This window comes from Bacillus sp. ISL-75 (assembly GCF_018613095.1).
On record NZ_JAGGQX010000039.1, the window covers coordinates 1 to 13,292 of the forward strand.

At 35.2% G+C, this 13,292-nt stretch carries 8 protein-coding genes, 4 pseudogenes and 1 other annotated feature; all 12 genes and pseudogenes read left to right on the forward strand.

The window, feature by feature from the left end; translation table 11 throughout:
• Positions 1-461 precede the first annotated feature (461 nt).
• Positions 462-683, forward strand: a binding site (T-box leader).
• Between the two features lie 60 nt (positions 684-743).
• The 12 genes and pseudogenes from J7E63_RS17020 (at position 744) to J7E63_RS30195 (ending at position 13,117) form a co-directional block, all read left to right on the forward strand.
• A complete protein-coding gene (locus J7E63_RS17020) occupies positions 744-2,447 on the forward strand; it encodes a 2-isopropylmalate synthase (RefSeq protein ID WP_215014552.1) in 1,704 nt (567 codons plus the stop codon).
• Positions 2,448-2,845: 398 nt separating this feature from the next.
• A complete protein-coding gene (locus tag J7E63_RS17025) occupies positions 2,846-3,172 on the forward strand; it encodes a GerAB/ArcD/ProY family transporter (RefSeq protein WP_308161970.1) in 327 nt (108 codons plus the stop codon).
• A 240-nt stretch (positions 3,173-3,412) separates the two neighbouring features.
• Entirely contained in the window at positions 3,413-5,728 is a 2,316-nt protein-coding gene (locus J7E63_RS17030) for a xanthine dehydrogenase family protein molybdopterin-binding subunit (protein ID WP_215014556.1), read from the forward strand.
• A gap of 328 nt (positions 5,729-6,056) precedes the next feature.
• A pseudogene (locus tag J7E63_RS17035) lies at positions 6,057-7,226 on the forward strand (IS110 family RNA-guided transposase); the annotation flags it as partial.
• Positions 7,227-7,735: 509 nt separating this feature from the next.
• Positions 7,736-8,011: a hypothetical protein gene (locus tag J7E63_RS17040; RefSeq protein WP_215014558.1), complete on the forward strand. Its 276-nt coding sequence runs from the start codon at positions 7,736-7,738 to the stop codon at positions 8,009-8,011.
• A 71-nt stretch (positions 8,012-8,082) separates the two neighbouring features.
• Entirely contained in the window at positions 8,083-8,223 is a 141-nt protein-coding gene (locus tag J7E63_RS17045) for a hypothetical protein (protein ID WP_215014560.1), read from the forward strand.
• Between the two features lie 401 nt (positions 8,224-8,624).
• A pseudogene (locus tag J7E63_RS17050) lies at positions 8,625-9,447 on the forward strand (IS3 family transposase); the annotation flags it as partial.
• 646 nt (positions 9,448-10,093) lie between these two features.
• Positions 10,094-10,564, forward strand: a complete 471-nt coding sequence (locus tag J7E63_RS17055) for a hypothetical protein (RefSeq protein ID WP_215014562.1) — start codon at positions 10,094-10,096, stop codon at positions 10,562-10,564.
• Between the two features lie 169 nt (positions 10,565-10,733).
• On the forward strand, positions 10,734-11,693 hold the full coding sequence (locus J7E63_RS17060; RefSeq protein ID WP_215014564.1) for a DUF3231 family protein: 960 nt from the start codon (positions 10,734-10,736) through the stop codon (positions 11,691-11,693).
• Between the two features lie 47 nt (positions 11,694-11,740).
• The gene (locus J7E63_RS17065) at positions 11,741-11,974 is read left to right on the forward strand and encodes a hypothetical protein (protein WP_215014566.1); all 234 of its coding nucleotides are present in this window, start codon (positions 11,741-11,743) and stop codon (positions 11,972-11,974) included.
• A 4-nt stretch (positions 11,975-11,978) separates the two neighbouring features.
• Positions 11,979-12,635, forward strand: a pseudogene (locus J7E63_RS29690) (spore germination protein).
• 105 nt (positions 12,636-12,740) lie between these two features.
• Positions 12,741-13,117, forward strand: a pseudogene (locus J7E63_RS30195) (CBO0543 family protein).
• Positions 13,118-13,292: the final 175 nt, after the last annotated feature.

Genomic DNA, 13,292 nt, shown 5'->3' on the forward strand with positions numbered 1-13,292 from the left:
TGAGACTTTTTCAGCAGTCTCGCATTTTGGCAGCTTTTTCTTATTCGACCAACAGAGCAGATGTGAAGAAGGGAAAAATACCCAGTATGTAGAAATTTATATTATGCTTCTAAATAAAATTAAAAAGAGGTATGGAATATGGAAAGTAAACACTGGACGATAGTTTATAGGCTTGCTGTTGTTGGAATTTTGATTTATATTGCTACTCGATTGAATCTATTAATTGACCTAACAAGAGTCTTGATTGAAGCTAGTGGGCATTAGTGTTAATATTTAAGGGCATTTCATATGGGATGCCCTTTTTTATGGAAAAAATCAATATCGTTAAATGATTTAACTAGCATATTAAAAGAATATTAAGTTTGTGAAATATTATACTTAAAGTAACGGGTTCAAGAGTTGAAGAATGGGGTTGACCATTATAAGGATGAGTTGTAAAATAAAGAAAATTCAAAATGATTATAAACACGATGATCGGGAGTATTAAGGAATATTTATTGTTTAGAGAACTGTCGGTTGGTGAAAGACAGTCAATAAATCCCCAACTCGCCCAGGAGTGGTAAGACTGACAACGTAGGTTTTAACGGTCGACTACCGTAATAAAGTCCTTAAGTGGGTTTGTTTAGTTTATCAAACAAATCAAAAAGAGTGGTACCACGTAGGCAAAGCCTGTCGTCTCTTATGAGATGATGGGCTTTTTTTATTTTAGTTTAAGCGTATTTTCAGGAAGGGTGGATATTAAAGTGAAAAATGTCGAAAAGTATTCGAGAAGTTATTTTATGCCTCCAGTGAAAAGTATGAAATGGATGGAGAAGGAATATATTACGGAAGCTCCTACGTGGTGTAGCGTAGATCTCCGTGATGGAAATCAAGCTTTGGTCGTTCCCCTGACTCTAGAGGAAAAATTAGAATATTTTCAGTTACTAGTAAACATTGGTTTTAAAGAAATAGAAGTTGGTTTTCCTGCTGCGTCGGAAACTGAATATACCTTTTTGCGTACATTGATTGAACAAGAGTTGATACCGGATGATGTGACTATTCAAGTGTTAACTCAGTCGAGAGAACATATTATTGAAAGAACATTTGAAGCACTCATAGGTGTAAACAAAGCTGTGGTCCATTTATATAATTCAACTTCATTGGCACAGCGTGAGCAGGTCTTTAAAAAATCCAAAGAAGATATTATAGACATTGCAGTAACTGGTGCAAAACTTCTTCAGAAATTTGCGGCTGAAACGGAAGGGAACTTTATTTTTCAGTATTCGCCAGAAAGCTTTACAGGGACAGAACTAGATTTTGCCCTTGAAATTTGCAACCGGGTTCTTGATGTTTGGCAGCCGACAGTTAACAATAAGGTTATTATTAATTTGCCAGCTACGGTTTCTCACTCATTGCCTCACGTTTATGCGAGTCAGATTGAATTTATGAGCGATCATCTGAATTATAGGGAGAATGTAATCTTATCGATCCACCCACATAATGACAGAGGAACCGGTGTGGCAGATTCAGAGTTAGCATTACTGGCTGGAGGGCAAAGAATTGAGGGAACATTGTTTGGAAATGGAGAAAGAACAGGTAATGTAGATATTGTGACACTTGCTCTGAATATGTTTTCACACGGAGTGGATCCTCAGCTTCAATTTGAAAATATTCCCGAAATTATGGCAAGATATGAAAGACTGACAAAGATGAAGGTTCATGAAAGACATCCCTATGCTGGTAAATTGGTATTTACAGCCTTTTCAGGGTCCCATCAAGATGCCATTACTAAGGGATTTAAATGGCGTGAGGAAAAGGAAAAGGAGCAATGGAAGGTCCCTTATTTGGTAATTGATCCTAAGGATATTGGTAGAGAGTATGAAGGAGACATTATCCGTATTAACAGCCAATCAGGTAAAGGTGGGATTGGTTATCTGCTTGAACAGCAGTATGGTCTTGAGCTTCCACCGAAAATGCGTGAAAGCTTCGGGTATCATGTGAAAAATGTATCGGATCATCTTAATAAAGAGCTGATACCTAATGAAATACATGAAATTTTTATCAATGGATACGTAAATATTAAAACTCCTATTGAGTTTATCAACTATCAATTTACAAAGTCTGATGACTTTCAAACGGTCTTAACCATTCAGATAGGTGATGATGTTCAGGAAATTATTGGTGTAGGGAACGGAAGACTAGACGCCATCAGTAATGCTCTTCAAACTAAATTAGGTATCCATTATACAGATTTGGTCTATAAGGAACACGCTCAAGAAATGGGATCGAAATCAAACGCTGTCTCCTACATCGGTATAACAGATATAAATGGTACTGTGCATTGGGGCTGCGGAATAGACGTAGATATTATGAACTCTTCTGTAAAAGCTCTGTTTAGTGCAGTTAATAATATGGTGACAAGTAGTAGATTTCCAATTCAAATAGACTCTTCCTTTACAATAAAATAATAAACGGAATTTATATTGGGGAAAAATTGATATTCATAACGACTTAGTGTTTGGATTTAAAAATAAGGATTGCTGTGGGGATCCTTATTTCTTCTTATAATACTTGTAGTAGGATTTGAAGATGTAAATGAGTTGCTGCGGCAACTCATTTTTCTTATAGAGCCAAAGGGGCAGGTTAGCTTAATTAGAAAATACGTTAAAATGTATGTGGTCAAAGTGGCTTTTTGGAAAGGTAAATTGCAATCAAATGTTGAGCTAACGAAGCAGGTGAAAAAATAGAGGTACACATTTTGAGTTGGTCTTTTATATTGCAATAGTACATAAAAAAGTAAAAAATGGAAAATGATAGAAAGATTATATTGGAAATAATTCAATAGGTTACTTTTATATTTAATAGCATATATTCTTTTGGTAGGCTTGATGTACTTTTTATGCTCTATCTTGTGATCGGAGGTTTTATTAAGATAACCCTCTTTTTTTATGCTGCCGTATATGGAGTTGCAGATATATTTCGATTTAAGAATCCTCGTACACTTAGTTTTCCAATTGGAATGATTATTTTATTTGCCTCAATGGTTATTGCATCAAATTCTGCCGAGCACTTTAAAGAAGGACTAAATGTTTTCTATTTGTATTATCCAGTAGAAATTATTATTCCTTCCTTGTTGTTTCTTTTTGCTCATTTTCAATATAGAAAGCAGTTAAAAGCTAAAGCAAAATGGTAATATTTATTTGTACATTCACAAAAGCCTTAGATATTTGTGAAGCAATGTACTTAAAGTAACGGGTGCGATTGTTCAATTAGAGCAGTCGCTTTTCCTTTTTCACTAACGGTTCATGGTAGATTAGATTAAGGAGAAATCATCATAAGGTTTATTTCTACGTATCTGTATTTATCTTTATGTTCGCGAATATTAATTTACAGGGATAGGTTTTATGAAATTCGGCGGTTAGGAGGGATCGACTTGGATGTAATCGGAAAAAGTGTTATACGTAAAGAGGCGTGGGATAAAGTGACGGGCCGGGCGAAATACACAGATGATTACCAATCGATCGGGATGCTTTCTTGTAAAAAGGTCATCAGTCCATATGGGCACGCTAGGATTACTTCGGTTGAAACGACTGAAGCCTTAAAAATACCTGGAGTTAGGGCGATTATCGCAGGAAAAAATATTCCACTCACAGGTGAGGCGATTCGCGATCGCCCACCAATTGCTGTTGATAAAGTACGTTATCACGGGGAAGTAGTTGCATTAGTTGTCGCAGATACTCCAGATCAGGCTATGAAAGCAGCCTCACTGGTTAAGGTGTCCTATGAATTATTGCCTGTAGTAAATTCACCAACACAAGCCTTCCAAAGGGATGCTCCCCTCGTCCATGAACATTTAGGCGAATATAAAAAGGAGGAAGATTCTGGTCCGGTTCCGGGAACAAACATCGCTCACCTTACGAAAATTAGAAAGGGCAATATGGATAAAGGATGGGCTGACAGTGAAATAACAGTAGAAGCAAGTTTTTCCTTTGCGCCTTCCGACCATGCCGCAATGGAAACAAGATGTTCGACTTGTGAGATTTTACCAGATGGAACAATCAATATAACGACTTCTTCTCAGGCACCTTTTATGGTCAAAACACTTATAGCTGATTACTTTGGTGAGGATATAGGGAAAATTGTGGTTCACACGCCGTTCGTTGGAGGAGCCTACGGTGGAAAGGCACCCGTTCAGCTTGAAATACTTGCCTACTTAGCATCGAAGGCTGTTGGTGGCAGACCTGTAAAGGTTTTCAATACCCGTGAAGAGGATATCATTACATCTCCATGTCACATTGGCTTAGATGCAACAGTTAAAATTGGGACCGACCGTAAAGGGAAAATTAAAGTGATGGAAATCCTTTATTTGTGGGATGGGGGTGCCTATTCCGATAAAGCGATTGATGTAACGAGATCAGGTGCAGTCGACTGCACAGGTCCCTACAATGTTGAGAATGTTTGGTGTGATTCGTACTGTATGTATACCAATCATCCTTATGCATCCCCATTTAGAGGATTTTCTCATTCCGAGCTTACCTTTGTGATTGAAAGAACAATGGACTTACTTTCTCAAAAACTGCAGATGGATCCGCTTGAGCTCCGTTATATAAATGCCATTAGACCGGGAAATACGACTCCGACAAGGGTTCTTTTAAATAAAAGCAATTTAGGAAACTTACCACAATGTATTGTGAGAGTAAAAGAGTTAATCAAGTGGGACGAGGGTCCAATTAAAGTGATAGATGAACGTTTTGTTAGAGTAAAAGGCGTTAGCTGCAGCTGGAAAACGTCTACGATTGATACGAACGCTCCTTCAGGCGTTATATTAACATTTAATCGGGATGGAAGTATCAATTTAATGTCAGGTGTTATCGAAATTGGAACAGGAACCAAAACTGTGCTTGCTCAAATTCTTGCTGAGAGATTAAAAATGGATGTCGATGAAATTCATGTTCGAATGGAAGTGGATACCCAGACAACGCCAGAACATTTTAAGACCGTTGCTAGTAGGGGAACATTTATGGCAGGTAGGGCTACCTTAAATGCCGCAGACGATGTGATTAAGCAATTAAAAGAAGTGGCTTCATGTGTGTTAAGAGCACCTAAGGAAGATCTTGAAGTGGCGAATAGTCGGGTGTTTTTAAGAGATGATCCATCCATTGGGCTCCATTTTAAAGAAATTGGCTATGGTTATAAGTATCCAAATGGTAACGCTATTGGTGGTCAAATCATTGGCAGAGGAAATTATATATTACGTCATCTAACTCACTTGGATCCTGAAACTGGAGCTGGCAAGCCTGGTCCGGAATGGTCTGTTGCAGCTTATGGTGTAGAGGTAGAATTCGATCGTAAAGATTATACTTATCGACTTGTTCATGCAGCGACGGTAGTGGACGCTGGCAGGGTGATGAATAAAAAAGCAGCATTAGGTCAGGTTATGGGGGCAATGAGTATGGGGTTAGCATTCGCTGGGAGGGAAACATTTTATTTTGATAAGTATGGGAGGGTTTTGAATCCACAGCTTCGGACCTACCGCCCGCTCCGCTATGGAGAGAATCCTAATTACTTGGTTGATTTTGTTGAAACTCCACAGATTGATGCACCATATGGAGCTCGTGGAATAGGAGAACTAGGATTAATGGGAATGCCTGGGGCCCTCGGGAACGCATTGTCCTTGGCCGCTGGTGTTTCGCTTCATAATCTTCCACTAATTCCAGAATTGATTTGGAAAGCAAAGGAGAATCAATAAAGTATATCCGATGGAAAGGTGTTCAGTATCATATGAAGGTCTTCATTTATGAAGTCCTCATCTTATTATAAACTGGGCTTCAACAATAATTGGATGAACAAGAAATGCCGTAGACATACGGCTTTTTTTGTTTCCCTAATATATTTGGGAGGTGTTCTGGAAACAATGTGTATTCGTATGAAGGAAAAGGGATTTCTGCATCAGGGTTTAAGAGAGTGAACAACCATGCTGAAAACTTTGTGAACAATTACACTTAAAGTAAAGGGTGCATTAGTTTAAGATGGGTAGTTGCTTCGGCAGCCTTTTTTTTCATTGTTCCACTAACGAAGCAGTTAACTTCCGTGGAATTGTAGTTGGAGACCCTATTACATTTGAAAATAATGAAGAGGGGTTCGTTAAACTATTAAACTGGATTCATGATTTAAAAAGATTTAAAAACTTAGATGCAGCAATAGTAGGTATGGAGCCTACAGGCCATTACTGGATTAACCTTTCAAAATGGTTATATAACCAAAACATTGAGGTTGTAACAGTCAATCCCCACTTAGTAAAAAGGAATAAAGAGAATCGTGATAATACACAATCTAAGAGTGATAAAAAAGATGCGCTCGTGATCGCAGATATGGTCAAAAACGGCTACTATTCCTTTATTCGCCCATCATCAGAATCATTTGAGAAGCTTAGAGTTCTAATGTCTAATCGTGATGTGATTGTTAAACGTCTCGTAATGTCTATTAATCAAATAAATCGATGGGTAGATGTTGTCTTTCCAGAGCTGCGACAAGTGTTTAAAGATGTTTCGTGCAAAGGAGCCATCGCAACCCTTCGATTGTTTCCAACTCCTGCTGAAATATCTTCAATGGAGTCACTAGATGTCATGAGGGGATGGAAGTCATTAATGAAAAGACAACCAGGACCTAAAAAAGCTCAATTACTGATCAATCTAGCAAAATCTTCTATTGGAACTGGACAAGCACTTGATGCTTATAGGTTTCATCTAGAACAATTATTAGAAGAATATGACCTCGCTGTAAAACAACTCGAAAGAGTTGAACAACAAGTTAAAGAAGTTCTCAATAAAATTCCATTTGCAAAAAAACTACTTATGATTAAAGGAATAAGTGAAATATCATTAGCTGGGATACTAGGTGAGTCAGGAGATCTAAGTGGATTCTCTCATGGAAACTCTCTATTACGACATGCGGGATTACATCTAGCTGAAGCAAGTTCAGGCAAATGGAAAGGTCAGATTGTCATTTCAAAGCGTGGAAGGTCAAGACTACGACGCTTCCTCTACTTAGCAACTATGAGTCTTGTGATGAATAACCCTGAGTTTAAAGCCGTCCATTCCCATAATGTAAAAGTAAAGAAGATAAAGAAAATGAAATCAATCATGAAACTGATAGGTAAACTAGCAAGGATTTTTGTAGGAATAGCAAAACGAAACGAATCTTATTGTCCAAATAAAGTTCAAGTATTAACCCCTATAGCAGCATAGAAATAAAACATTAGTTATATAAAATGTTTCAATTAAAATAGTTAACTTTAATTTTGAATGTTGTCTTATTCGTAGGATTTCAAATATGTACGGAGTACCAGGTTTCTTCAACAAAAGGGCACTGTGACCCATCAGTTTAGCATAACTGGCCTCCACCCCTTGGATAGGCATGACGAAGGAATGAGAGGGCAATTGACCCGTTGAGACATGGGAGGGAAAGCCTCCAGGGGCGGCGTGGAGATGTACATTATATGGTAAAATATGGAGTAGTAGCTAACTCCTTTATTTAACTATGCCTTCACGAAGCCAAATGATCTGAATTCATTCCAATTACCCGTCATTCTATTTATAGAGGTTATGAAATCCTGCGAATAAGTGAGCATTCAAGAGATACTCGTATCAAACTGAGGGAGTTGAATAAATTAAATGGGATAAAAGATACACAAGTTATTCGAAAAAAGGTTAAGTAAGGAAGATTTGGCAAATCATAAGTAGAAGGAGGATTTGAAATGATATTTACTATTCGTATTTTCTTCAGGGAAAACTTTAATAATTCAATATTTGAAAGAGAGCTAAAAAAATCCTTAGAGGAAATTAGTGTATCTGTTACAAGTATTAATTTTAATCAATTTGAAGAAAAATACATACATAATAAAAGGAAAATTATTGAGATAAATGTTGAAGTTAAAGGGGACTATATCGATTACAGAACCGTTTTTGGTTGTGTATTTTTAGTATTAGATGAACTTTCTTTAAATTTATCTGGATTAGAAATAAATGAATAATAGGCTTCCCTAAGTGCTTTTGTATTTCTAAATTTTCCCTAATAAAAAATTTGTTTTTTAAGGAGGAAATTATGAAAGAATTTATTATTTCATATATAGAAGATAATGAAATTGGTGGCCATAAAAAGGAAATCCTCGTTGTGGGCGAAGACTTTCAATCATGCTATGAAGAGCATATTCAAAAATATTCAACCATGGTAGGTATTGTTTAGCAATTTGATGAAGAGCACGAAACCATAAATTTTCTCCGCCCTAACAATATTCAAATAGAAAAAGTTACTGACGAAATCTTCGAGGAAGAAGAGAAAAAAAGTGAAGTTTATGATGGATGATATATATCCACATTTCAGACTGAAGTGTTGACCATTTTGTCAATGCTGCAAAATTCATAGCTAAAAATTATCGAAAATCAGGCTGCTAAATTTGGTGGCTTTTCTGAAGTGCATAAAAATCCGAACATAGAGCAGATTTATGAGAAACTATTTGGTTTGAATAAACAACTATTTTCTTATTGGTCCGAGTATATACTTTTTAAGACACAGTGGTGGATAACTTTGGGGTTGTTAATAATTCCATGGATAATTGTAGGCGGATTGATTGTTATTCCTCTTCAGAAGAACAAGAACTGATTAGATTAAGAAAAGAAAATAAGCAGCTTCAAATGGAGAACGATATTTTAAAGCAAGCCGCGCTGATACAAGGATGAAAGTAAATGTGATCAAGAACAATCTACACAAATACTCGATATCAGCAATGTGCAAAGTCCTGCAAATCCAGAGAAGCACCTATTATTATGAAGCAAAAGAAAGGGCTTCAGAGGATGACCTGACCACTACTATCATTGAGATTTTCCAAAACAGTCGTCAAAACTATGGTACTCGCAAGATTAAAGTGGAACTAAAAAAACTTGGGCATCAGATATCCAGACGAAGAATTGGCCGAATTATGAATGAACAGGGACTGGTATCCACATATACAATTGCCCAGTTTAAACCTCAATCAAAAGATGATAACGAATCCACACAGAAAAATGAGTTGAATAGAGAATTCGATCAGGAAGAAGAATTAACGGTGGTCGTTAGCGATTTAACATATGTAAGAGTCAATCAAAAATGGAATTACATATGCGATTTGTCGATCTCTTTAATCGAGAAAGTGAGTTCAATAACAAGATTATTGATGAGGCTCTAGAAACTTTCGAAATCAAGCGATCGTTGAGCCTGAAAGGCTGCCCATATGACAATGCGGTGGCAGAGGCAACATTTAAGATCATTTAAACTGAGTTTGTAAGAGGAAAACACTTTACTAGTTTAGAAGAATTAACAAGAGAACTTAGGGACTATGTTCATTGGTTTAACCACATTCGAATTCATGGAACATTAGGCTACCTAAGCCCGATTGAATACAAACTTGGACACCTTAAAAAAACTGTCTAGTTTAGTGTTGACATTCCAAGAGCCTTTTCCTTGTTCAACGAAGGAGTAGGTTAGTACAATAAACCTTTCACTATTTTTGGGGAGTTTGGTTACGAAAAGATTTTAAAGCATGAAAGATAATATACAGCCCAATATATTTAAAATAGTTTTATCAATATCAAATACTCCTAAATTAGTCAGGTATTGTGTTAGGCATAAACGGATGACCAGAACGGTATCCTCACAAGCGATGGGGACAAGAACTTCATCTATAATGAGGAAAAACAGTTGATAGAAGGAATTATAAACATAAATCACTTTCTTAGAATTGTTAGAGAAATTATATTCTAATGTATAAGGCCTTCACATAATGGATGTGTTTTATCATAAGTTTTCTATGCTTTTTATAAGACCATGTTGATAGAAGCACGTCTTTTTATTGGATATCTCTGTTTATTAATATTTAGAAATGAAATGCCATCACTGTACTTTTCATCACATTTTTTATGTTAAGCAGGACATTCTAAGGTTACGTTCGTGTAATGTTAAATTTTATTTCCACAATAAAAAACTAATTAAGTTTTTAATGAATAATGATTAGTGCGATTGCCTTTTTTACAATTGACATAATCACACTATACGAAACTTGGTAAGGAGCTTGAATTAGGTGGCTAACTCAAAAGAAGTATTACTATGGAGTATTGCTCTTCCTGGCTTTGGTCAATTTTTAAATGGCAAACTAATAAAAGGTATTGTTTTTGTATTTTTAGAATTCCTTATAAATGTAAATGCAAATTTTAATGTTGTTATAATTTCTAGTTTTCATGGAGAAATCGAAAAAGCCATTGCTCAAACTGATTACTTATGGCTAATGTTTTACCCTTGTTTATACTTTTTTGCTATGTGGGATGCTTATAAAGATGCTGGTGGAGGAAATAGAAAATATTCTTATTTACCATTCGTTTTTTGTGCTTTCTTTGTAACAGTGGGGTGTATATATTCATCAACTTTCAAGATATTCGGATTTTTATTTGGCCCAATATGGTTACCAATTTTGTGCGTGATACCAGGAATTTGGATAGGTCTTTTACTAATGAAAATCATTAAAAAAGCTATTGAGAAACCTGAGGGCCAGTGAATTTAATTAGTATTCTTTTAACAGAAACTCTAATTAAATTATATAAATTACAATAATTAATAAAGTTTGAGATTGAGACTAAATGTATTAATTAGAAATATACCCTGAATAATTACCAATATTTTTGTCATTCTAATAAGAGAAAATAAATAATGAAGGAGCCTTTTGTATGAACGTAAATGAGTTCGGCTTTCTTTGGTATCTACAATCTAGTTCGAATATGGTTAATATTATTTTAAAAAATCTTATTGACACTGCTGAGGATAAAGATTTGAGAAGTGTTCTAGATGAAATCTATTCATTATCTACATTTCAAGAAAAAGAGGCTACAAAGATATTAAATGACAGCGGTTATAATGAAACGCCATTTTTCAGTGAAGTTGATTTATATAACTCCTCAGTAAAGCTTTTTACCGATCAATTAATCATTGAAATTCTTAAGCATATTACCGGAAATGGGATGCGGGTCCTCGCTTCTCAATATTCAGAACTAGCGGATATGAATGTAAAGAAATTCTTTAGTGAAGTCCTCACTAAGATTATTCAAATAGATGAATCTCTTTTAGGTTTATTAAAAGAAAAGAACTTGTTACAAAACAGTCCATTTTTATACATGAAAGCACATGAAAGAGAGAGTAAACTGTTTAAGGTTGTATCTACACAATTGAGACCACTTAATGCGGTAGAATTGGGACATATGTACAGTGCACTTCAATGCAATAATGTTGGTGTTGCTCTATGCGCTGCTTTTGCTGATGTTGTAAAAGATGAAGAGTCAAAGCAATTATTTAATGATGGCAAGAAATTAGCATTTCATCAAGCTGCTACTTTATCGGATATTTTCAGGGAAAACGGAGTTAGTACTACAACTGGACTAGAGAGCTTCGTTCATAGGGTCCATGAATCTCCATTTTCAGATAAGTTAATGACGAACCTAATAATGTTTTTAAATCCTATTGGAATAATAAATTTACAAAACGCTGCTGTATCTAGTTATAAGAAGAATCATGTCAAAATACTAAGTGAATTAATGGAACAGGTCCAAAGTTTTTCAGAAAAAGGGTTTAAACTATTGGTTAAAAAAGGTTGGTTTAATGAACCACCATTAACTAGTAGGTCAATTAAATAATTATAAACTGAATCCAATAGTGTAAATAATAAAGAAGGAGGAATTTTATGGAAAAATTAACCGATTCTATAGAGCAAAATTATAAATTTTTCCAAGATAAACTTACACATTGTGAGGATATAGAATTTAGAATTTTAAACCCTCGAAATATTAAAGGGAAGCAAATTATTTTTATGTATTGTGAAAATATTGTTGACGAAACATTATTATACGAATCCTTGCTTGAAAAAATGTCAAAAATTATCCTCACGGAAACGATGATGTCGATATCACAGTATTAGAAAAATGTATTTCCCACAGCATCAGTTTTTTTCAGATAAAATTGAGGATATATTGTCGTACTTATTATACGGTTTTTGTATCATCTTATTTCCTCACAAGAATAAAGCAGGAATAATCTGTTACTCTAAAAAGACTTTTAGGCAAGTGGGAGAACCACAATCTGAAGTGGTTATAAGGGGGCCTAGAGAGGGATTCGTTGAAGTTATAAGAACGAATGTTGCCATGATTCGCAGTAGACTACCCAGTACCAACTTGAAAATACGCTTTAAAAAAATCGGATCTGAATCAAAGACTTTTACTGCGATAATCTAGATGGAAAATAAAGTTCCAAAAGATACGTTGCAAAAAATTATTGATCGCATTGATAGTATTAAATTAGAAAATAATCATGACTCAGGTACGATTGAACGTTTATTAGAAAATCATCCACTTTCTCTGTTCCCACAAATAATCACAACCGAAAGGCCTGATAAGCTTACATCTGATATATCAGAGGGGAGAATCGCAATACTCCTTGACGGGAGCCCTCACGCTTTAATTTTGCCATCTACGTTGAAAATGTTCTTGCAAGCATCTGAGGATTATTATGAGAGGTTTTGGTTAGGAGTTACATTAAGAGCTGTACGATTCTTTGCACTTTTAATAGCATTATTATTGTAGTAGTATCACTATTCATGTTGAAAGGATAAAAAATGAAAAAAATTGTTAAACGTACTTATTGTATTATGTCTTGCTGCTTTTCCATTCCTATTCAGGGGATCAAAAATGAGGGAAAATCTAGTTGTTTATTTCTCTAAAGGAGTTTTAGCAACCCTAATTGATACTTATGTTGTTGCTAAAAAAAGGGTTGAATACCCGGTTCGTCCTTTTCCTAGAATTTTTAAAACTAACATCATTTATGATGTATTGTTTTTCCAATTTTAACTGTAATATGGGTTAAATTATCACATAATGATAATTTAGGTAAAATTTTTTTGAAAAGTTTGCTATTTACTGTCCCCATGAGTATCGGTCAATGGTACTTTGAAAAGAATTCTGGATTATTCAAATGGAATAAATGGAAACCTTTCCACACTTTCGGATCGTGTACTTTCACAATGTTTACACAGAGTTTTTGTCGGACTTTTAAAGAAATTAGATAAATTAAAGGGTAACCTAAATAATTAGGGCTGCCAACTCTGACAGCTTTTCTTAGTAAAGTAACGTGGAGTGGAACAAGAGAGTTAAAAATCCAGTCCTATCTTTTATAGCACTTGACTGATATCGTGCATTTAACTTAATAAAAGGGGCAGTCTAACGAGACTGCTGAAAATATAA

Bases quoted from the DNA above. Each gene is read 5' to 3' on its own strand.
- J7E63_RS17040 (WP_215014558.1), top strand. From the start codon at position 7,736: ATGATATTTACTATTCGTATTTTCTTCAGGGAAAACTTTAATAATTCA.
- J7E63_RS17065 (WP_215014566.1), top strand. From the start codon at position 11,741: ATGGAAAAATTAACCGATTCTATAGAGCAAAATTATAAATTTTTCCAA.
- J7E63_RS17045 (WP_215014560.1), top strand. From the start codon at position 8,083: ATGAAAGAATTTATTATTTCATATATAGAAGATAATGAAATTGGTGGC.
- J7E63_RS17060 (WP_215014564.1), top strand. From the start codon at position 10,734: ATGAACGTAAATGAGTTCGGCTTTCTTTGGTATCTACAATCTAGTTCG.